The 21783-nt window shown below is 43.7% G+C and carries 18 protein-coding genes; 16 read left to right on the top strand and 2 right to left on the bottom strand.

Annotation, left to right across the window (positions count from 1 at the left end):
- The first annotated feature begins 346 nt into the window (after positions 1-346).
- The 8 genes from LJE11_RS13740 to trpA all read left to right on the top strand — a co-directional run bounded on the left by LJE11_RS13740 (position 347) and on the right by trpA (position 9206).
- Positions 347-1807, top strand: coding sequence for a uracil-xanthine permease family protein (locus LJE11_RS13740; RefSeq protein WP_173698392.1), 1461 nt, complete (start codon positions 347-349; stop codon positions 1805-1807).
- A 745-nt stretch (positions 1808-2552) separates the two neighbouring features.
- Positions 2553-4040 carry an anthranilate synthase component I gene (gene trpE / locus LJE11_RS13735; RefSeq protein WP_227296112.1) on the top strand — a complete coding sequence of 496 codons (1488 nt, stop codon included), beginning with the start codon at positions 2553-2555 and terminating at the stop codon, positions 4038-4040.
- The gene (locus tag LJE11_RS13730) at positions 4037-4615 is read left to right on the top strand and encodes an anthranilate synthase component II (protein WP_227296111.1); all 579 of its coding nucleotides are present in this window, start codon (positions 4037-4039) and stop codon (positions 4613-4615) included. Before trpE ends, LJE11_RS13730 begins: the two co-directional genes overlap by 4 nt.
- Positions 4608-5618, top strand: coding sequence for an anthranilate phosphoribosyltransferase (gene trpD / locus LJE11_RS13725; protein WP_062807918.1), 1011 nt, complete (start codon positions 4608-4610; stop codon positions 5616-5618). The genes LJE11_RS13730 and trpD overlap by 8 nt, the downstream gene beginning before the upstream one ends.
- A 99-nt stretch (positions 5619-5717) precedes the next feature.
- Entirely contained in the window at positions 5718-6518 is an 801-nt protein-coding gene (gene trpC / locus LJE11_RS13720) for an indole-3-glycerol phosphate synthase TrpC (protein WP_173698394.1), read from the top strand.
- Between the two features lie 30 nt (positions 6519-6548).
- On the top strand, positions 6549-7187 hold the full coding sequence (locus LJE11_RS13715; protein ID WP_227296109.1) for a phosphoribosylanthranilate isomerase: 639 nt from the start codon (positions 6549-6551) through the stop codon (positions 7185-7187).
- Between the two features lie 62 nt (positions 7188-7249).
- Positions 7250-8434 carry a tryptophan synthase subunit beta gene (gene trpB, locus LJE11_RS13710; RefSeq protein WP_055058796.1) on the top strand — a complete coding sequence of 395 codons (1185 nt, stop codon included), beginning with the start codon at positions 7250-7252 and terminating at the stop codon, positions 8432-8434.
- Entirely contained in the window at positions 8427-9206 is a 780-nt protein-coding gene (gene trpA / locus LJE11_RS13705) for a tryptophan synthase subunit alpha (RefSeq protein WP_227296108.1), read from the top strand. The genes trpB and trpA overlap by 8 nt, the downstream gene beginning before the upstream one ends.
- Positions 9207-9467: 261 nt before the next feature.
- Here trpA and LJE11_RS13700 read toward each other — a convergent pair whose 3' ends face one another.
- A complete protein-coding gene (locus LJE11_RS13700) occupies positions 9468-10262 on the bottom strand; it encodes a Cof-type HAD-IIB family hydrolase (protein WP_227296106.1) in 795 nt (264 codons plus the stop codon).
- A gap of 179 nt (positions 10263-10441) precedes the next feature.
- Entirely contained in the window at positions 10442-10645 is a 204-nt protein-coding gene (locus LJE11_RS13695; RefSeq protein ID WP_227296104.1) for a hypothetical protein, read from the bottom strand.
- Positions 10646-10894: 249 nt separating this feature from the next.
- Here LJE11_RS13695 and LJE11_RS13690 point away from each other — a divergent pair, with 249 nt between their 5' ends.
- The 8 genes from LJE11_RS13690 (at position 10895) to LJE11_RS13655 (ending at position 21520) form a co-directional block, all read left to right on the top strand.
- Positions 10895-11845 carry a diacylglycerol/lipid kinase family protein gene (locus tag LJE11_RS13690; RefSeq protein ID WP_008707346.1) on the top strand — a complete coding sequence of 317 codons (951 nt, stop codon included), beginning with the start codon at positions 10895-10897 and terminating at the stop codon, positions 11843-11845.
- 1 nt (position 11846) lies between these two features.
- Entirely contained in the window at positions 11847-13967 is a 2121-nt protein-coding gene (locus tag LJE11_RS13685; protein ID WP_022380145.1) for a glutamine synthetase III family protein, read from the top strand.
- Between the two features lie 116 nt (positions 13968-14083).
- Entirely contained in the window at positions 14084-15004 is a 921-nt protein-coding gene (locus LJE11_RS13680; protein WP_227296103.1) for an AAA family ATPase, read from the top strand.
- On the top strand, positions 14994-16787 hold the full coding sequence (locus tag LJE11_RS13675; protein ID WP_173701238.1) for a cobaltochelatase CobT-related protein: 1794 nt from the start codon (positions 14994-14996) through the stop codon (positions 16785-16787). The genes LJE11_RS13680 and LJE11_RS13675 overlap by 11 nt, the downstream gene beginning before the upstream one ends.
- A 178-nt stretch (positions 16788-16965) precedes the next feature.
- Positions 16966-18864: an OPT family oligopeptide transporter gene (locus tag LJE11_RS13670; RefSeq protein ID WP_055052543.1), complete on the top strand. Its 1899-nt coding sequence runs from the start codon at positions 16966-16968 to the stop codon at positions 18862-18864.
- A gap of 24 nt (positions 18865-18888) precedes the next feature.
- Positions 18889-19254 carry a PqqD family protein gene (locus LJE11_RS13665; RefSeq protein ID WP_008707355.1) on the top strand — a complete coding sequence of 122 codons (366 nt, stop codon included), beginning with the start codon at positions 18889-18891 and terminating at the stop codon, positions 19252-19254.
- A 158-nt stretch (positions 19255-19412) separates the two neighbouring features.
- The gene (locus LJE11_RS13660) at positions 19413-20285 is read left to right on the top strand and encodes a YitT family protein (RefSeq protein ID WP_062807911.1); all 873 of its coding nucleotides are present in this window, start codon (positions 19413-19415) and stop codon (positions 20283-20285) included.
- Between the two features lie 146 nt (positions 20286-20431).
- Positions 20432-21520: a PucR family transcriptional regulator gene (locus tag LJE11_RS13655; RefSeq protein WP_008707357.1), complete on the top strand. Its 1089-nt coding sequence runs from the start codon at positions 20432-20434 to the stop codon at positions 21518-21520.
- The last annotated feature ends 263 nt before the right edge of the window (positions 21521-21783 follow it).

Here is a 21783-nt window from a genome sequence, read left to right as displayed (position 1 = left end):
AGAGCACACGGTTCATACCCGTGGTGTCGAGGGTTCGAATCCCCCTCTCGCTACTACACGAAAGATGAGTCTGTAAATCGAGTGAAAGGTTTACAGGCTTTTTTATGTTGCCGGCATATTCATACAAAAATATACAAAATTTCTTTTTACTATTGCCATAATCCCCAAAATCCTTTATAATGCAAAAAGGTGAAAGCAAAAGTTCATTGTAATGACAGTAGTATGAAATGATAACAGGGTGGTTATTCAAAAAAGGATAACTGCCTTGTTTTTGATTATAGGAAAAATCGCTATTGTAAAACCTTTTGCCGAATCACATCAACATTCACGAAAGAGAGGGAAAGGAATGGAGAAACAAGAGAAAAACACAGTAACACCCTACGACCTTGATGGAAGGCCGCCACTGAAGCTGGCGATTCCTCTTGGTTTGCAGCATGTGCTGGCTATGTTCGTAGGTAACCTTACACCGCTTCTGATCATCACAGCAGCCTGTGGAATCGAAGCCGGCGGAGAACTGCAGGTAGCACTTCTGCAGAATGCCATGCTGATCGCAGGTATTGTAACTTTGGTTCAGGTATTTACCATAGGACCTGTGGGTGGTAAACTCCCCATCGTTATGGGAACCAGTTCCGGTTTTATTGGCGTATGCCAGAGCGTTGCAGGAGTCATGGGTAATGGAGTGGTTGCGTATGGTGCGATCATGGCGGCATCCTTTATCGGCGGTCTTTTTGAAACTGTACTGGGAAGCTTCCTGAAACCACTGAGAAAATTTTTTCCGTCAGTTGTAACAGGAACCGTTGTATTATCAATCGGTCTTTCACTGATCGCTGTTGGTATCAGTTCTTTTGGAGGCGGAAGTTCCGCTAAGGACTACGGTTCTCTGGAGAATCTGTTTGTAGGTTTTGTAGTTCTGGTTGTAATTGTCGTATTAAAACATGGGACGAAAGGATTTACAAGCTTTGCATCAATTCTGATCGGTATTATCGTAGGATATGTGCTGGTAAGTATTATGGCAGCAGTTCTTCCTACCACATTTACCTATGTGGATGATGCAGGTGCAACAGTAGAAGCTACCAAATCCTGGGTTCTTAACTGGGATAAAGTAGCAAGCGCATCCTGGTTTGCAGTGCCGAAGATTATGCCTGTCAAATGGGTATTTGATGCAAGGGCAATCGTTCCGATCTGCATCATGTTTATTGTAACAGCTGTAGAGACTGTAGGTGATATTTCCGGTATCACAGAGGGCGGTCTTGGAAGAGAAGCTACAGACAAAGAGCTTTCCGGCGGCGTTATGTGTGATGGCCTTGGATCTTCACTGGCAGCAGTATTTGGCGTACTTCCGAATACTTCTTTCAGCCAGAACGTAGGTCTGGTTGCAATGAACAAGGTTGTAAACCGTTTCTCAATTGCAACAGGCGGTATTTTCCTTATCGCATGTGGTCTGTTTCCGAAGCTTGCAGCACTGATCTCCATCATGCCTCAGAGCGTACTGGGCGGTGCGGCAGTTATGATGTTCTCATCTATTGTTGTCAGCGGTATCCAGCTTATCACAAAATGGCCGGTAACTCCGAGAAACGTAACAATTGTCTCCGTTGCACTTGGTCTTGGCTATGGACTTGGGGCAAACTCAGCAGTCCTTGCACATATGCCGCAGGCAATCACACTGATCTTCGGTGGTTCAGGAATTGTACCTGCAGCACTGTTTGCTATCATTCTGAATATTGTGCTTCCACCAGATGAGAAATCCGAAGTTGAGATCGCAGAAGAGATTCTTGACATGAAGAGAAAAGAGACACAGAAGAAATAGCGGCACACTGGGAGTGTTCGAAAGTGAATAAGTAAAACAATAAAAAGCGTGAAACCGGGAATATCTGGTTTTGCGCTTTTATTCAGATTATAGTGAATGATTATCTGGTGCAGATATGTGGTGAAAGCAGACTGCAGATATCTGTAATGAATTTCCTGATAATGGTTACTGTTCACTCTGTTCACAGCAACACGCTTCGCAATGCAGGAAATATGAACCTTCTTGTGCAAAGCCCAAGGAGTATCGTTTGCTTTGCAAACTTAATTTATGCTATTCGCATAAATTCGCACGGTATGTCTCGGGATAGTGACGTGTGAACAGTAACTGATAATGATAAAAATATGTTATTGAATGAAATTCAGGGTTGACAAATATAGTTTACGGTGGTAAATTAAGTATAAATTTAACAGATTAAACCGATGAAGCGGAAGTCAAAGCAGTCATGCGCGCACAGAGAATCCGGGAAGGTGAGAGCCGGGTGGAAATGCAGTCTGCCAAATGGGCCGCTGAGGGCACAGTGAAAGGTTGAAGATTACAGAGCAGACTAAGTATCCTGTGACGTGAGGCATACGTCAGTTGCCGGGAATATGAAGGTATTTCGCAAAGAGTACGGTTCAAACCGTAAATCAAGGTGGCACCGCGGGTGAAGTATATACGCTCGTCCTTGACAGAAAAGATAATTCTGTCAAGGGCGGGCTTTTTTATGTTCTTGGCAGAAACTGAATTAATCACAGGAGGTGTTTCCATGTATCCAACATTAGAAACCATCAGGCAGCTTGCACAGACAAATGAATATCGTCGTATTCCTCTGTGCAGAGAACTTTATGCAGACAGATATACACCGGTAGAGGTTATGCGCATTTTGCGAAAAGCCAGCCGCCATTGTTACCTGCTGGAAAGTGCCAGCCAGACAGAAGTGTGGGGCAGGTATTCTTTTCTGGGGTATGAACCGTCCATGGAGATTACCTGTACCGACAGAACATTGAAGATCCGGACAACCGATGCTGAGGGAAAAACAGAGGAAACCGTAAGGCAGGTCACACATCCCGGTGATACTCTCAGAGAAATCATCCGGAAATATAAAACTCCGGTAATGGAAAAGATGCCTCCTTTTACAGGCGGTCTGGTAGGATATTTCTCCTACGATTATATCAAATACAGTGAACCAAAGCTGAAACTGGAGGACAGGGAACAGCAGGATTTCAGGGACATGGATTTAATGCTTTTTGATCAGGTGATCGTATTTGACCATTTCAGACAGAAAGTACTTCTGATCACAGGTGTGATGGCAGATGATCTGGAAGCTTCCTACGAGAAAGCAGTAAAGAAGTTGGAGGAAATGGTGCAGCTGATCCGAAACGGGGAGCATATGGAATTTGAACCGCTGAGACTTCAGTCAGAAATACAGCCGAAATTTCCGAAAGAAAAATATGCAGAGATGGTGGAGAAAGCCAAACATTACATCAGAGAAGGTGATATTTTCCAGGTAGTACTTTCCAATCCCATGCGTGCGAAAGCAACAGGAAGCCTGTTTGATACTTACCGGGTTCTTCGGGCATCTAATCCTTCTCCTTATATGTTTTATTTCTCCAGTGATGACATTGAACTGGCAGGTGCTTCCCCGGAAACCCTTGCGAAGCTGGAAAATGGCACCTTAAGTACCTTCCCTCTGGCAGGAACCAGACCAAGAGGAAAGACAAGAGAAGAGGATAAAGAACTTGAAGAGGGACTTCTGAAAGATGAGAAAGAGCTGGCAGAACACAATATGCTGGTAGACCTGGGAAGAAACGATATTGGAAAGATCAGCAAGATCGGAACTGTAAAAGTAGAAAAGTATCTCTGCGTAGAACGTTTTTCCCATGTAATGCATCTGGGCTCTACAGTAACAGGGATTATCCGGGATGATAAAGATGCTGTGGATGCAGTGGACGCAATCCTTCCGGCAGGAACCCTTTCCGGAGCACCCAAATTCAGAGCCTGCCAGATCATCGAGGAACTGGAACAGAGCAAACGAGGCATTTACGGAGGCGCCATCGGATATCTGGATTTTGCAGGAAACCTGGATACCTGTATTGCCATCCGCCTGGTTTACAAGAAAAACGGAGAAATCTGTATCCGTTCAGGTGCCGGAATCGTGGCAGACAGTGTACCGGAAAAGGAATTCCAGGAATGCTGCAACAAGGCAAGAGCAGTGGTACAGGCAATTGAACAGGCACAGGAGGGATTAGAATGATATTACTAATCGATAATTATGACAGCTTTTCCTATAACTTATATCAGCTCATCGGCACAGTGGAACCGGACATCAAAGTAGTGAGAAACGATGAGTGTACACTGGAAGAAATCGCAGAGATGAAACCGGAAGCCATCATTTTATCTCCTGGTCCGGGAAGACCGGAGGATGCAGGTATCTGTATTCCGATGATTAAAGAATTTGCAGGAAAAATCCCCATCCTGGGTGTGTGCCTGGGACATCAGTCCATCTGCGAAGCCTTTGGAGGAATAGTTTCCTATGCAAAAGAGCTGATGCATGGAAAGAAAAAACTGATGTATAAAACAGGAGAAAGTCAGCTTTTTAAGGGTCTGCCGGATACCTTTGCAGCAGCCAGATATCATTCCCTGGCAGCGTTAAAGGATACCCTGCCTGCAGAACTTAAGGTGACAGCAGAGTCAGAGGACGGAGAGGTCATGGCAGTGGAACATACAAAATATCCTGTGTTCGGAGTACAGTTTCATCCTGAATCGGTAATGACACCGGACGGTAGAGTGATGATAGAGAACTTTATGGAGGTAGTGAGAAATGATTAAGGAAGCCATTATTAAATTATCAAAGAAACAGGATTTAGCTTATGCGGAAGCAGAAGCTGTAATGGACGAGATTATGAGCGGTCAGGCAACACCTGTACAGATGTCTGCTTATCTTACTGCATTAGCTTTAAAAGGAGAGACAATTGATGAGATCACAGCTTCCGCAGCAGGAATGAGAGCTCACTGTATCAAACTTCTCCACAACCTGGATGTGCTTGAAATCGTGGGTACCGGCGGAGACGGTTCTAATTCCTTCAATATTTCTACTACTTCTTCTCTGGTGATCGCAGCAGGCGGTGTTCCGGTTGCAAAACATGGAAACAGGGCAGCATCCTCCAAATCCGGTGCAGCAGATGTTCTGGAAGCACTGGGAGTGAAGATTACACTGACGCCGGAACGCAGTGCAGAGATCCTGAAAAAGATCAACATCTGCTTCCTGTTTGCGCAGAATTATCACATTGCAATGAAATATGTGGCACCGATTCGTAAAGAGCTAGGAATCCGTACTGTATTTAACATTCTTGGACCGTTAAGTAATCCGGCAGGTGCAAACATGGAACTGATGGGAGTTTACGATCAGTCACTGGTGGAGCCACTGGCACAGGTTATGGCAAATCTGGGCGTTAACAGAGGAATGGTTGTCTATGGACAGGACAGTCTGGATGAGATTTCCATGTGCGCACCTACTTCTGTATGTGAGATCAGGGATGGCAAATTTACTTCCTATGAGATCACACCGGAACAGTTTGGATATGAGAGATGTGAGAAGGGTGCCCTGACAGGTGGTACACCTGCAGAAAACGCAGAGATCACAAAAGCAATCCTGAAAGGTGAGGAAAAAGGTCCGAAGCGTCAGGCGGTATGTTTAAATGCAGGTGCAGCACTCTATATTGCAGGAAAAGCCGCTTCCATAGAAGAAGGAGTGAAGCTGGCAGAATCCCTCATCGACAGCGGTGCAGCACTGAAAAAACTGGAAGAATTTGTAGAAGAGACAAATAAATAAAAAGCAACCCCCAATTACTAATGTAAAGGAAATCTGTAACTGTCCGGTAATCTGCTGACTGTGGATATACAGAACAGTTACAGAAAAATCATAGAGATTATGAAGAATATATTAGAAGAAATAGCAGCCAGAACAAGAGAAAGAATTGCAAAAGAAAAATCCTGTATTTCTGTTTCGGAGCTGGAGAACCGGATTCAGGAAGTAAATAAAAATGCAGGGCAGAAAATCACATTTCTCCAGGCATTACAAAAAGACGGTATGTCCTATATCTGCGAGGTAAAGAAAGCCTCCCCCTCAAAGGGACTGATTGCACCGGATTTTCCATATCTGGCAATTGCAAAGGAATATGAACAGGCAGGTGCAAGTGCAATCTCCTGTCTCACAGAACCTTTTTATTTCCAGGGAGCAGACCAGTATCTGAGAGAAATCTCAGCCGCTGTACAGATACCTGTACTCCGCAAGGATTTTACAGTAGATGAGTATATGATCTATCAGGCGAAATCCCTTGGTGCTTCCGCGGTATTGCTTATCTGCGCCATCCTGGATGACGGAGAATTAAGAGCATACAGACAGCTTGCAAAAGAGCTGGGACTGGATGCACTGGTAGAAGCACACGATGAGTACGAAGTGGACAGAGCCTTAAATCTCGGGGCAGAGATCGTGGGAGTCAATAACCGGGATCTGAGAACTTTTCAGGTAGATATGAACAACAGCATTCGCCTGAGAAAAATGGCACCGGACAATGTGGTTTTTGTTTCCGAGAGCGGAATCCGCACCCCGGAGGATATCCGGCTTCTTTATGAGAATAAAGTGGATGCGGTACTGATCGGGGAAACACTGATGCGAAGTCCGGACAAGAAAGCAGCGCTGGAAAGCCTGAATAGCAGCCCGTTACGCTGAAAGATCGAATGTTATCTGAGAGGATAGAATATGACCAGAGAACAACAGCAAAGAACCAAAATCAAAATCTGTGGTCTGAAACGCCCGGAAGACATTACCTATGTAAATGAAGCAAAACCTGATTACTGCGGATTTATCATAGAATTTCCGAAGAGCAGCAGAAATGTTACAGGTGCATTGGTGAGAGAACTTACTGCAAAACTTAATCCGGACATTATCCCTGTAGGTGTTTTTGTAAATGCAGCACCTGAGCGTGTGGAGGAACTGCTTCTTGACGGAACTATCCATATTGCACAGCTTCATGGACAGGAAGATGAGGCATATATACGGAGAATCCAAAAGAATACAGGTCATCAGGTTATAAAGGCCTTTTCCGTAAAAACAGCTCAGGATATTGAAAAAGCCCTGAAAAGTCCGGCAGATTATATACTGCTTGATCAGGGTGGCGGTGGAACCGGACAGACCTTTGACTGGTCACTGATCCCGGAGATAGACAGACCGTTTTTCCTGGCAGGAGGACTGGGTGCAGATAATCTGGAAACAGCCGTCCGGACTATTCATCCTTATGCAGTAGATCTGAGCAGTAGTGTGGAGACGGATGGAATGAAAGACAGAGATAAGATTTTGAAGGCAGTTCAACTGGTGCATATAAAATCAGAAAGAATATAGAATACTCTGACCGACCATCTGACAGGCCAGGGATTACATACATAAAAGGAGGACATATACAGATGTCAAAAGGAAGATTCGGCATCCATGGAGGACAGTACATTCCGGAAACACTGATGAATGCTGTCATTGAACTGGAAGAAGCCTACAATCACTATAAAGATGACCCGGAGTTTAACGCAGAGCTTACAGAGCTTCTGAACGAATATGCAGGAAGGCCATCCCGTCTCTACTTTGCATCTCACATGACAGAAGATCTGGGTGGAGCAAAAGTATACTTAAAGAGAGAAGATTTAAACCATACAGGTGCTCACAAAATCAACAATGTACTTGGTCAGGTACTTCTTGCAAAAAAAATGGGCAAGACCCGTGTCATTGCAGAAACAGGCGCAGGTCAGCATGGTGTGGCAACAGCAACAGCAGCAGCTCTTATGGGTATGGAATGTGAAATCTTCATGGGAAAAGAAGACACAGAACGTCAGGCATTAAATGTATACAGAATGCGTCTTCTGGGTGCAAAGGTCAATGCAGTTACTTCCGGTACTGCAACACTGAAGGATGCTGTTTCCGAGACAATGAGAGAGTGGACAAACCGTATTTCCGATACACATTATGTACTTGGTTCTGTAATGGGACCTCATCCGTTCCCTACAATTGTTCGCGATTTTCAGGCAGTGATCTCCAAAGAAATTAAAGAGCAGATCCTTGAAAAAGAGGGCAGACTTCCGGATGCAGTTCTTGCATGTGTAGGTGGCGGATCCAATGCGATCGGAACATTCTACAATTTTATCAATGACAAAGATGTCCGTCTGATCGGATGCGAGGCAGCAGGACGTGGCGTAAATACGGCAGAGACAGCAGCTACCATTGCAACCGGCAAACTGGGAATCTTCCATGGAATGAAATCTTATTTCTGCCAGGATGAATATGGTCAGATCGCACCTGTATATTCCATTTCCGCAGGTCTGGATTATCCGGGAATCGGACCGGAACATGCGCATCTCTATGATACAGGACGTGCAGAATATGTACCTGTCACAGACGAAGAAGCAGTAGAAGCATTTGAATATCTCTCCAGAACAGAGGGAATCATTCCTGCCATTGAGAGTGCTCATGCAGTAGCTTACGCAAAGAAAATTGTTCCGCAGATGAGAAAAGACCAGATCGTGGTCATTACAATTTCCGGACGTGGAGATAAGGACTGCGCAGCAATCGCGCGTTACAGAGGGGAGGATATCCATGAATAAGAGAATTACAGAAGCATTTGAAAAAGGAAAGGCATTTATCCCGTTTATTACCTGTGGAGATCCGTCTCTGGAAGTGACAGAGCAGCTTGTCCATGCAATGGAGGAAGCTGGTGCAGACCTGATCGAGCTTGGAATCCCGTTTTCTGATCCTACAGCAGAGGGACCGGTGATCCAGAGAGCAAATGTGAGAGCACTTTCAGGTGGTGTGACTACAGACAAGGTATTTGACATGGTGGTAAAGATCAGAAAGAACAGTTCTGTTCCTATGGTGTTTATGACTTATGCAAACGTGGTATTTTCTTACGGAACGGAGCGGTTTATTAAAACAGCTGCAGAAATCGGAATGGATGGTTTGATTCTGCCAGATGTGCCATTTGAGGAAAAAGAAGAGTTTGACAGTGTATGTAAGAAACACGGTATTGATCTGATCTCTCTGATCGCGCCGACTTCTCATGAGAGGGTCGCACAGATTGCGAAGGATGCGGAAGGGTTTGTGTATTGTGTTTCTTCGCTTGGTGTTACAGGAACAAGAACTAATATTACTACGGATATTGGAGCTATGGTGAAGTTAGTGAAGGCTGTGAAGGATATTCCATGTGCTGTGGGATTTGGTATTTCTACGCCGGAGCAGGCGAAGAAGATGGCAGCACAGTCGGACGGAGCAATTGTAGGATCTGCAATTGTGAAGTTGTGTGCAGAACATGGTGCGGACTGTGTACCGTATGTGAAAGAGTATGTGAAGTCTATGAAAGATGCTGTAATGGAAGCTTAGGAGTTGAAGAGGGACGCGCAGAAACATATTTCATTTCGTGTGCGGTTTCGAAGCCTAAGAACTTCTAAGCTGCTAAAAATATGCTAAAAACATAAGAAAAATGACCCAAACTCGCCGCATGCTGCGGCTCAGACAGTGGGTCATTTTTCTTATAACGCATATTTTTATCAGCTAAGAAGTTCTAAGACTCCTGCAAATGCACACGAAATGAAATATGTTTTTGCGCTGTGTATTGGTATGAACTGGAGTAATTCGTATCTTTTATAAGAAAGATTTCAGAATCTGCAGAACTCCGTTTTCCCAGTAGGGCGGGCAGGTATTTTTGGCGGCAGCCCGGACTTCGGGGCGGGAGTTGGAGACTGCGTAGCTGAGACCGGCATTCTGAAGCATTTCAATATCGTTGAGGTTATCTCCGAAAGTGCAGGTTTCGTCAGGTGAAATTCCCAGATATTCCTGAAGGAAAGCAACGGAAGGACCTTTGCCGGAACCTGGGGCAGTACAGTCCATCCATTCCTTGCCGGCGGCAGCCATAACTGTTTTGGCTTTCCAGGTGGGAGTGAATAAAGGGGCGCACATTTCCTCACAGGCGTTGGGGTGGTAGACAGCAAATTTGTTTACCTGCTGCCCCTCGAGTTTTAACATTTCCGGAACTTCATGGATATCATATCCGTAAGAATCTCTCAGCCAGTGAAACATCTGGCTGCCTCCGTCTTCTGCGAAACAGCGTTCAGGTGTGGAAATAAAATAATCACAGGAAGGCATATCCTCTCTTACCATAGAACACATTCCTTTCCAGATTTCGTCCGGCAGAGTATCCACTTTCAGAATCTCCTTCGGAGTCCGTACAACAGTTCCTCCGTCAGAGATATAAAGCAGTCTGTCTGCGACAGGGGTAAACAGTTTTCTTTCACTTCTGTACTGCCGTCCGGAGCATGCCACAAACACAATCCCCTTATCAATCAGCCTTCCGATAACCTCCATATACTCCCTGTCAATCGCCAGAGTCCCATCCTTCACCAGAGTCCCATCTATATCTGAAGCAATCAATTTAATCATATAAATAAGAAATCCTTTCTATAATAAATACAATAGGCATTTGCGAAACTCTGAACCTATTGAAAATACTGGTTTTTCGTTTTACAATTACCTAATAAATACAATCCCCATTTTATCACGCCAAAATATAACTTGCCATAAAAAATTTAGAAAAATTGCAACTATTCACCAGTCCCGGTTCATGCGTTACCATCCTGCAAAATTTTCTGTGAGAAAATCTCATCTGCATAGCCTGTCGTTGCAAGGCGCATTACTGTGAACGAAGTGAGCAGTAACAGCCCGGCAGTCCCGCAGCCAGCCAACAGGCAGGAAATATTTTTGGTTTCAGGTGCATTTGCAGTGGGCGTAGTAACTCTTGGTGCGTGGGAATCTGCGTTATTCAAAAATTGCTCACTGTCTGAGCGAAGCGAGTTTGAGTAATTTTTGAATGTTTTTAGCAGATTTCCACACACCTAGAGTTATTAGCCCGCGAAACCGCACCTGAAACCAAAAATATTTCCTGACGTCCCCAATTTTTTTGCCCGCCAAACCCCATTGACTTTTCCACCCTTTTTTCTTATATTATATAAATAGAAATCTGCGTACTCTGAAAACTACGCATTTAAACCCTGAAAAAAGGAGAGTTGCTCGAAATGAACAAAAAAATGCTCTTTGTTTTCAATCCCAAGGCAGGCAAAGGCAAGATCAAAACAAACCTGCTTGATATAGTAGATATTTTCAACAAAGGCGGTTATGAAGTCATTATCTATTCCACACAGAAACCAAAAGATGCCTACGAGAAAGCCAAAGAATACGAATCCAAAGTAGATCTTATCGTATGCAGCGGCGGAGACGGGACTCTTGATGAGGTGGTTACCGGAGTAATGGAAAAGAAGAGTTCCATTCCCATCGGATACATTCCGGCAGGAAGCACCAACGACTTTGCAAACAGTCTCTTTATGCCGAAAAGCATGACAGATGCCGCTTCCATGATCATGGAAGAGAAACTTTATCACTGTGACATCGGCAGATTCAATAACCAGAGCTTTACATATATAGCAGCTTTCGGTCTTTTCACAGATGTAGCCTATCAGACAGATCAGGATCTCAAGAATATCCTTGGCCATGTAGCCTATCTTCTTGAGGGAGTGAAACGCCTTTTTGATATCAAATCATACCATATGAGAATTGAATCCGAAGAATTAACTGTGGAGGATGACTTCATCTTTGGAATGATCACCAATTCCCGTTCAGTGGGAGGGTTCAAGAACCTTACAGGCAAGAACGTGGATATGAATGACGGACTTTTTGAAGTCACCATGATCACAAGACCGAAGAATCCGCTGGAATTGCAGGAGATCATGACTGCAATGCTGACAGCAGAGGACAATACAGATCTGATCCATTCTTTTAAATCAGCCAGGGTGACCATTACCTCAGAAGAACCGGTACCATGGACTCTGGACGGTGAATACGGCGGCAGTCATACACAGATAGAGATTGAAAACTGCCACGAAGCACTGAATCTGTATCTGAAAAGTACAAAAAATGAGGAAACCAGATCAATTGGAATTTCCCCGTTAATAAATAAAAAGGAGAAATAAAATGGGTGAGTATATCAATGTAGTAGAGACTTTTGGATGTGATGTGTTTAATGATTCCGTCATGCAGGCACGACTTCCGAAGAAGATCTACAAAGAATTGAAAAAAACCATAGAAGAAGGCAAGGAACTGTCTATGGAAATTGCGGATGTAGTAGCACACGAGATGAAAGAATGGGCCATCGAGAAAGGTGCCACACATTACAGCCACTGGTTCCAGCCCCTTACAGGTGTGACAGCAGAGAAACATGATGCCTTTATCACAGCTCCGATGGATAACGGCAAGGTCCTGATGTCTTTCTCCGGAAAAGAACTGATCAAAGGTGAACCGGATGCATCTTCTTTCCCGTCCGGTGGATTAAGAGCAACTTTTGAGGCGAGAGGATATACAGCATGGGACTGTACATCACCGGCTTTTGTGCGTCATGATGCAGCAGGCGGAACACTCTGTATTCCTACTGCATTCTGTTCCTATACAGGAGAAGCACTTGACCAGAAGACACCACTTCTTCGTTCTATGGAAGCAATCAACACCCAGGCACTCCGTCTGCTGAGACTTTTCGGAAATACAACTTCTAAGAAAGTAACTCCGTCAGTAGGAGCAGAGCAGGAATATTTCCTGATCGATAAAGAGAAATGGCTTCAGAGAAAAGACCTGATCTATACAGGCAGAACTCTTTTTGGAGCTATGCCTCCGAAGGGACAGGAAATGGATGACCATTACTTTGGAAGTATCCGTCAGAGAATTTCCGCATACATGAAAGAGGTAAATGAAGAATGCTGGAAGCTTGGAATTCCTGCAAAGACACAGCATAATGAGGTTGCTCCTGCACAGCATGAGCTTGCACCGATCTATGCACCGGTCAATATCGCAGCAGACCAGAACCAGATGATGATGCGTATCCTTAAAAAGGTTGCCAGCCGTCATGGAATGCGCTGTGTCCTTCATGAGAAACCATTTGCAGGTGTGAACGGTTCCGGTAAGCATAACAACTGGTCTCTTACCACAGATGACGGAATCAATCTTCTGGATCCGGGCAAAACACCTCATGAAAATATTCAGTTCCTTCTGGTCCTCACCTGTATCCTGAAAGCAGTAGATGAACATGCAGATCTTCTGCGTGAATCTGCGGCAGATGTGGGAAATGACCAGAGACTTGGCGGCCATGAAGCACCGCCGGCAGTGATTTCCGTATTTCTTGGAGAGCAGCTGGAGGATGTTCTGGAACAGCTGGTCAGCACAGGAACAGCAACTCACAGTAAAAAGGGAAGTAAGCTGGAAACAGGTGTTAAGACTCTGCCTGATTTCATGAAGGATGCTACAGACCGTAACCGTACTTCACCTTTTGCTTTCACAGGAAATAAATTTGAATTCCGTATGGTAGGCTCAAGAGATTCTATTTCCGCATGTAACGTAGTCCTGAATACGATCACGGCAGAAGTATTTAAGGAAGTATGTGACCGTCTGGAAAAAGCTCCTGATTTCGAACTGGCGGTACATGACCTGATCAAAGAATATGCCACAGATCATCAGAAGATCGTATTTAACGGAAACGGCTATGCGCCGGAATGGGAGAAAGAAGCTAAACGCCGCGGACTTCCGATCCTTCCGAGCATGGTGGATGCAATCCCTGCACTTACTACAGAGAAGGCAGTGAAACTCTTTGAATCTTTTGATGTATTCTCAAGAGCTGAGCTTGAATCACGCGCAGAGATTAAATATGAGATTTATTCTAAAGCAATCAATATTGAAGCAAAGACAATGATCGACATGGCAACCAAGCAGATTATTCCGGCAGTTATCAGATATACCACTGTTCTTGGCGAATCCATCAATACAGTGAAAACAGCGGGCGAAGGGCTGATCGATGTAAGTGTACAGCTTGACCTGCTTAAGAAAGCGTCAAAACTCTTAAAGGCTGCAAACAGTGCCATGAGTAAGCTGAGCAAACTGGTTGAGAAGATCCCGGAATATGCAGAGGGACGGGACAGAGCCGTATTCTGCAGAGAAAAGGTGGTTCCTGCAATGGAAGCTTTACGTGAGCCGGTAGATGAACTGGAAATGATCGTAGATAAGGAAATGTGGCCGATGCCATCTTATGGAGATCTTGTATTTGAAGTATAATGTTGTAAAAATATAAAGAAGAATGCTATAATAAAAGGGTCGTGAATCTGTAAAAGATAAGCGGCCTTTTTCTATAACACAAACTGGACTATAATAGTTATATAAAGGAGAACTAAATGGAAGAACTGAAATTTCTGGAGGAGCAGCAGGTAGCCTCTGAACTGATAAAGAGAGTAGAAGAATTCCGCAGCCAGTATGAGGTGGTACCGGAGACTGCAGGCAGGATTGTGAAACCATCCATTCCATTTTACGGAAAAGACATTCTGGAAATGGCCATTGCCGGACTGCTCAAAGGGGAGAATCTATTACTCACCGGTCCGAAGGCAACAGGAAAAAATATCCTTGCAGAGAACCTGGCATATATTTTCAACCGTCCCGCGTACAATGTTTCTTTTCATGTAAATACTAACAGCGGAGATCTGATTGGCACAGACACTTTCGTGGACAACGAAGTTAAGCTCCGCAAAGGAACTATCTATCAGTGTGCAGAATACGGTGGTTTCGGAATCCTCGACGAGATTAATATGGCAAAGAACGATGCAGTTTCCGTTCTTCATGCAACTTTGGATTATCGCCGTTCCATCGATGTTCCGGGCTATGACAAAATTGATTTTCATCCGGCTGCCCGTTTTATCGGAACCATGAATTACGGTTATGCAGGAACCAAAGAACTCAATGAAGCGCTGGTATCCAGATTTCTGGTCATAGACATGCCGGCTCAGACTGAAGAATCCCTGGAATTTATTTTCCGCCGGATGTTCCCGAATATAAAAGAAAACGCCAGAACACAGTTCATCGGAGTATTCCTGGATCTTCAGCTCAAAGCCACAAACAGTGAAATTTCCACCAAACCTCTGGATCTGCGAGGTCTCCTTGCAGCCATGAAGATTGTAGAAACCGGACTTTCTCCGAGAAAAGCAGTTACTATGGGAGTGGTGAACAAGACCTTTGACATTTTCGAGAAAGAAATCGTAGAGGATATTGTGAAAACCAGAATTCCGGCAGACTGGACAAGGGATGATGTATATGAAAGATGAGAAAATCGTAGAAATCGACGATTATCGTCTGGAACTGGAAAACAGGATCCGCAATCTCCTCTGGACTATCAGCGGGGATTACACGTTAAATATGAAAGTAGACGTTTCCCTGTATCTGCGCTCAAAAGCAATCGCTCTGTATGACGGCATCAAGCAGGGCGCTCTGGCAAAATATTATGACAGGAATCTGCTGGGTTTATATCTGGTAAAAAAAGTCTTCTGCCAGGCAGGAGAAGGAGAACTGACTGCAGTAGCACAGCTATGTGTAGAAGAAGCAATCGGGGACAAAATCTGTCAGGAGCGTCCGGGAGTCCGGGAGATGCAGAAGGAAGCATTCGAGGATATCCTGGATCAGGAGTTTGAACGGATGCCCGCATACGGAGATATTCTTGGCCGATTGAAGATTGCCATCCTGCGTGACCGCTTACAGAATGGAAACCATTATGTAGAAGAGCGTCTTCGAAAAATCCGCGACATGGTTTACAAAGCCAGAACAGCTGCAGACACTATAGAACTGATTCGTATTATTGACAGTCTTTACAATACTATCATTGATCCGAATTTTGAGAAAGATCATGGAACACTGGAACAGGTTATGGCAGTCACCCTGGAAGAACTGACAGAATACGACTGGGAAGATTTTCTCACAGAAGAACTTTATGAGGAAGCTCTGGAGAGTTACATCGAACAGATGACAAATAAGATTACGGACATGGAAGACACTGCTGTCACTGAAGAAATGGAAAAACAGCGCCAGACCAAACACAAAATTACAATTCTCACAGAGGAAGAACTTGAGAAAGCATACACCTATGTTGAGTTGAATTTCGGAAAAACTTATCTCACTCCAGCAGAAGAGAAGCGAATGAATTATCTGATGTGCAGGGAACTTCACAGGGACTGCAGCCTTTATTTTACAGAAGGAATTCTCAAGAATCCGGTGAAACGAAATTATCAGTACGAATATGCAGTGCGATTAAAGAATAAGAATATCTGGCTCTACCATGACAAACACAGGATTGTAAAGCAGAACATCGCATCCCTTACAGACCTTTTGCGAAAGACACTGGTGCTGAAAAGCGAGACGCAGGAAGTACTGTCAGACAGAGGAACGATCATTCCGTCCAGACTCTGGCGTGTGGGCAGAAGCAGTGAAGCAAATCTGTTTAAAAGAGAATTGAAATCTGATGCATCTGATTTCGTAGTAGATGTGCTGATCGATGCCAGCGGTTCCCAGATGTCCAGGCAGGGAGATGTGGCATTACAGGCTTATATCATCAGTGAAGCATTAAGTAATGTAAACCTGCCTCACCGTGTCATGAGCTTCTGCACATTCTGGGACTATACGATCCTTCACAGATTCCGTGAGTACGATGATCCACAGTCAGCTAATGAAAATATTTTTAATTATGTAACTTCTTCCAATAACAGGGATGGACTTGCTATCAAAACCGCAGGATACGGTCTGCTTCAGAGATCTGAGGAGAAAAAAATCCTCATTGTATTAAGTGATGGAAAACCATATGATGTCATCGTAAACAGACCTCACGCAAAGAACCCGGAACCTTATATGGGAAAATATGCGATCAATGATACTGCTACAGAAGTGCGGCACCTGCGAAACCTTGGAGTAAGTGTTCTGGGAGTCTTTGCAGGGGAAGAAAAAGACCTTTCCACAGAAAAAAAGATATTTGGCAAAGATTTCGCATATATCCGGGATATTTCGAATTTTTCCAGAATTGTCGGGAGATACCTGATTAAACAGTTGGATTCAGATGAATAGACTGATAAAATAGGGCAAAAATATGCTGTTTGAGCGTGTTGATATGTTAAGAGATTATCGAGTTAGCACGTTAATATATTAAAGTGCATAAAAAACCAGTTTTTTCACCTTGCCTTTTTGTATAAATTTCGCTATAATGTTCTATGTTTATAAATCAATACAAAAGGGAGAGGAAATCATGAACGAAAACAAAGAGTTCAAACCGTATATTCCGGCTGACAAGATCACACCTGAATTTACGGTGACATCCATCATCATGGGTGTTATCCTTGCAGTTATCTTCGGTGCAGCCAATGCTTATCTTGGTCTGCGTGTAGGTATGACTGTATCTGCTTCCATTCCGGCAGCAGTTATTTCCATGGGCGTAATTCGCAAGATCATGAAAAAGAACTCCATTCTGGAGAGCAACATGGTCCAGACAATCGGTTCAGCCGGTGAATCACTGGCAGCCGGTGCAATTTTCACAATGCCTGCTCTGTTCCTTTGGGCAGAAGAAGGACTTTGTGAAATGCCGGGTATCGTGGAAATCACATTAATCGCACTTTGCGGTGGTGTTCTTGGTGTACTTTTTATGGTACCACTTCGTAACGCACTGATCGTAAAAGAGCATGCAACACTTCTTTATCCTGAAGGAACTGCCTGCGCAGATGTTCTTCTTGCAGGTGAAGAGGGTGGTGCAAACGCTGCGACAGTATTCTCAGGTATGGGAATCGCAGCGATCTTTAAATTTGTCGTTGACGGTTTAAAGGTAATCCCTGCAGACGTTGCAGTAGCATTTAAAGGATTCAAAGGTGAAATTGGTATGGAATGCTATCCTGCACTTCTCGGTGTTGGATATATCGTAGGACCAAGAATCGCATCCTTTATGTTTGTTGGTTCTCTTATTGGCTGGATGGTGCTGATTCCGGTAATCTGTCTGTTCGGAGCTGATACAGTTATGTATCCCGGAACAGAAACAATTTCTGCTCTTTATGCAGCAGGCGGAGCATCTAAAATCTGGAGTACTTATGTAAAATATATCGGAGCAGGAGCTATCGCAACAGGTGGTATTATTTCTCTGATCAAATCCCTGCCTCTGATCATTGCAACCTTCCGTGATTCCATGAAGAGCATGAAGGGCGGTAAGAATACAAGTACAGAAAGAACTGCACAGGATCTTCCGATGAACATTATTCTGATCGGTATTGTGGCAATGGTTGCAATCATCTGGCTTGTTCCGGCTATCCCGGTTAACCCGATCGGTGCGTTGATCATCGTAATCTTCGGCTTCTTCTTTGCAACTGTATCTTCCCGTATGGTTGGTCTTGTAGGAAGCTCCAACAACCCTGTATCAGGTATGGCTATCGCTACACTTCTGATCGCAACAATGATTATCAAAGCATCCGGCAATACCGGTATCGACGGAATGAAAGCAGCAATTGCTATTGGTTCCGTAATCTGTATTGTAGCAGCAATCGCAGGTGATACTTCACAGGATTTAAAGACAGGTTATCTTCTTGGTGCAACTCCTAAGAAACAGCAGATCGGTGAGCTTATCGGTGTTGTTGCTGCCGGTCTTGCTATCGGTGGTGTTCTTTATCTTCTGAATACTGCATGGGGATACGGAAGTGCAGAAGTACCTGCTCCTCAGGCAACTCTGATGAAGATGATCGTAGAAGGTATCATGGGCGGCAAGCTTCCATGGACACTGGTATTTATCGGTGTATTCCTTGCAATTGGTCTGGAAATCTTAAGAATTCCGGTTATGCCATTTGCTATCGGTCTTTACCTTCCAATCTACCTCAACGCTGCTATCATGATCGGTGGTGTTGTTCGTATGTTCGTTGACGGAAGAAAGAATGTTGATGATAAGAAAAAAGAAGAACAGGCAACAGACGGTACACTTTATTGTGCAGGTATGATCGCAGGTGAAGGTCTTGTAGGTATCCTTCTTGCAATCCTTGCAGTAGTAAACGTAAGCAGTGTATTTGATCTCTCCGGAAGCATTAACCTTGGTAATGCAGGCGGCGTGATCCTGATGTTACTTATGATCTTAAGCCTTCTGAAATTCAGTATCTGGAACAAGAAGAAAGCCTGATCAGGCGGAGATGATAATATTTAAATGAGTAAAAAGAAAAAAGAATTACAGATCAATTATCTGGATCTCATTCCTGAGCGCAGTGCACAGCTTCGCTGGCATACTGATATCAGGGGGAGAATGGTGCTGGAAATAGAGAATAAGGGCGCGTTTAACACGATTGCCCAGAAGCTGTTTGGAAAACCCAGATATACGAAGATACATCTGGATGACAATGGCACATTTATCTGGCCACTCATAGATGGCAGGAAAACAGTGGAAGATATTGCTGCACTGGTAAAAGACGAATTTGGGGAGAAGGCAGAGCCTTTATATCCAAGGATCGTTAAATACTTCCAGATAATGGAGAGTTATCATTTTGTAAATTTTATCAATAAGCCTGAAAAATAAGGTAAGAATAAGAGCGGGAGCAGTCCTTCATGGATTGCTGCCGTTCTTGTAGTTTATGGAAGAATAATTACGGCACAGTGATAAAGCGGTATCTCTGGCTGATATTCATGAAAGCATAAAACAAATATTATTTTTACAGAATACAAGGAGGCGAATGAATGAAGTTAGTAAATGGAAAAAGATCACAGCTTCTGGAATATCTGATGATCATAGCAGGAACCGGATTAATGGCACTGGCGATCAATTCCGTATTTGATGCATCAGGTATGGTAACCGGAGGCTTTTCAGGTATCGCGATCATTATAAAAGCAGGGAGTCAGGGAATCATTGACGGTGGTATCCCTCTCTGGGTAACAAATATGGGTTTGAACATTCCACTGTTTCTGATCGGATGGAAGATTAATGGATTCTCCTTTGTAAAAAAAGCTTTGATAGGAGAAATTGCTCTGTCCACCTGGCTTGCCATAGAACCTGTATGGAATCTTGCTGGCAATGATCTTCTTCTTGCCGCACTTTACGGTGGTGTGATCCAGGGTGTGGGAATCGGTCTTGTCTTTCTGGGCGGTGGAACAACCGGAGGAACCGATATGATGGCAGCTATCATCCAGAAATATCTGCAGCAATATTCAATCGCACAGATCATGCAGGTTATAGATGCAGGCGTTGTACTGGTGGGTATGTATGTGTTTGGCATCCACAAGGCACTCTATGCGATTATTGCGGTATATCTGGTGACAAAAGTATCTGACGGTTTGATTGAAGGTCTGAAATTCTCAAAAGCTGCCTATATCATTACAGCAAAGCCAAAGGAAATAGCAGATATGATCATGAAAGATCTGGACAGAGGTGTAACAGGCATCAGTGCCAGAGGAATGTACTCAGGACAGGATAAACTGATGCTTTTCTGCGTGGTAAATAAAAAAGAGATCGTAATGCTTAAAGAAAAAGTAGATGAAATTGATCCGGAAGCCTTTGTGATAGTGACAGATGCCAGGGAAGTTCATGGAGAAGGTTTTATTGAAAAAAAGTAACACAAAAAAATATATAAAAAATTGTAAATTTTTTTCTCTTTCCTCTTTCATTTTTGGTAAATATATATTAAAATACAATACAGGTATAAGGTTTTATAGTTAAAACGGAAAATAAACACTATAGGATGAGAAGGGATTGAAATCAGATGATATCGAATCAGGTGCTTCAGAATACTCTTGAAGGGTTAAAAGAAATTTCCAGAACAGAATTTTGTGTACTCGACACAGAAGGCAAAGTGCTTGCAAGTACTTTTGCAGATTTTTCCATTGCAACACAGGATGTACAGGCTTTCGTAGAATCACAGGCCGACAGCCAGCTTGTAAAGGGGTTCCAGTATTTTAAAGTCTGTGATGACTATCAGCTGGAATATATACTGGTCGCCCATGGCGACGATGAAGATACTTATATGGTTGGCAAGCTCGCCGCTTTTCAGATCCAGAATCTGATCGTAGCGTATAAAGAACGCTTTGACAAAGACAGCTTTATCAAGAACCTGCTTCTTGACAACCTGCTTCTTGTTGACATTTATAATCGTGCGAAGAAACTGCACATTGAGGCAGATGTCCGCCGCGTAGTCATGATCCTTGAAATGCCACAGGAGAAAGACCACAGCTCCATGGAAAGCGTGAAGAGTCTTTTCGGCGGTAAAAGTAAAGACTTTATCACAGCAGTAGATGAGAAAAGTATTATCGTAGTCAAGGAACTTGAAGATGGTGAGAATTATCCTGAGATGGATCAGCTTGCACATACTATCCTTGATACTCTTGGAATGGGAAATGACGGTAAGACACATATGGCATACGGTACTATCGTCAATGAACTGAAAGAAGTATCACGCTCCTATAAAGAAGCCCGCATGGCTCTTGATGTAGGTAAGATTTTCTTCGGAGATAAAGAAGTGATCGCATACAGCTCTCTGGGAATCGGACGACTGATCTACCAGCTCCCGATCCCACTCTGTAAGATGTTTATCAAAGAAATCTTCGGCGGCAAATCCCCGGATGACTTTGACGAAGAGACTCTGGTCACAATTGATAAGTTCTTCGAGAACAGCCTCAATGTTTCAGAGACATCCAGACAGCTTTACATCCATAGAAACACTCTGGTCTATCGCCTCGATAAACTCCAGAAGAGTACAGGTCTTGATCTCCGTGTTTTTGAAGATGCCATTACATTCAAGATTGCACTCATGGTAGTACGTTATATGAAATATATGGAAACACTGGAATACTGATATATTATAATAGAAGGAAAATTTTCAATGCCTGCCACAGCTTTAATTGCTGACGCAGGCATTTTTGACCTTTACAAATCCAGCCTTGCAGTGTATAGTTAGAAATCGAGATTGCAATTGATAAGGTATGCAATATCCTGAGACATGCAAGCCAAAATTCCATTGCCGCAGGCAATTTGGAATGAATGTTGGCTGCGTTACTGTGAACATTCTATGAATCCTCAAAAATCTCTTGCAATCCCCAAAAACATACATTACAATAA

This window comes from Blautia sp. DFI.1.216 (genome assembly GCF_020594215.1).
In the GTDB taxonomy this organism is placed as follows: Bacteria; Bacillota; Clostridia; order Lachnospirales; family Lachnospiraceae; genus Blautia_A; species Blautia_A wexlerae.
This window is presented reverse-complemented; position numbering and strand designations above follow the sequence as displayed.

Coding starts and splice junctions, on each gene's coding strand:
- LJE11_RS13740 (WP_173698392.1), top strand. CDS start 347: ATGGAGAAACAAGAGAAAAACACAGTAACACCCTACGACCTTGATGGA.
- trpE (WP_227296112.1), top strand. CDS start 2,553: ATGTATCCAACATTAGAAACCATCAGGCAGCTTGCACAGACAAATGAA.
- LJE11_RS13730 (WP_227296111.1), top strand. CDS start 4,037: ATGATATTACTAATCGATAATTATGACAGCTTTTCCTATAACTTATAT.
- trpD (WP_062807918.1), top strand. CDS start 4,608: ATGATTAAGGAAGCCATTATTAAATTATCAAAGAAACAGGATTTAGCT.
- trpC (WP_173698394.1), top strand. CDS start 5,718: ATGAAGAATATATTAGAAGAAATAGCAGCCAGAACAAGAGAAAGAATT.
- LJE11_RS13715 (WP_227296109.1), top strand. CDS start 6,549: ATGACCAGAGAACAACAGCAAAGAACCAAAATCAAAATCTGTGGTCTG.
- trpB (WP_055058796.1), top strand. CDS start 7,250: ATGTCAAAAGGAAGATTCGGCATCCATGGAGGACAGTACATTCCGGAA.
- trpA (WP_227296108.1), top strand. CDS start 8,427: ATGAATAAGAGAATTACAGAAGCATTTGAAAAAGGAAAGGCATTTATC.
- LJE11_RS13700 (WP_227296106.1), bottom strand. CDS start 10,262: ATGATTAAATTGATTGCTTCAGATATAGATGGGACTCTGGTGAAGGAT.
- LJE11_RS13690 (WP_008707346.1), top strand. CDS start 10,895: ATGAACAAAAAAATGCTCTTTGTTTTCAATCCCAAGGCAGGCAAAGGC.
- LJE11_RS13685 (WP_022380145.1), top strand. CDS start 11,847: ATGGGTGAGTATATCAATGTAGTAGAGACTTTTGGATGTGATGTGTTT.
- LJE11_RS13680 (WP_227296103.1), top strand. CDS start 14,084: ATGGAAGAACTGAAATTTCTGGAGGAGCAGCAGGTAGCCTCTGAACTG.
- LJE11_RS13675 (WP_173701238.1), top strand. CDS start 14,994: ATGAAAGATGAGAAAATCGTAGAAATCGACGATTATCGTCTGGAACTG.
- LJE11_RS13670 (WP_055052543.1), top strand. CDS start 16,966: ATGAACGAAAACAAAGAGTTCAAACCGTATATTCCGGCTGACAAGATC.
- LJE11_RS13665 (WP_008707355.1), top strand. CDS start 18,889: ATGAGTAAAAAGAAAAAAGAATTACAGATCAATTATCTGGATCTCATT.
- LJE11_RS13660 (WP_062807911.1), top strand. CDS start 19,413: ATGAAGTTAGTAAATGGAAAAAGATCACAGCTTCTGGAATATCTGATG.
- LJE11_RS13655 (WP_008707357.1), top strand. CDS start 20,432: ATGATATCGAATCAGGTGCTTCAGAATACTCTTGAAGGGTTAAAAGAA.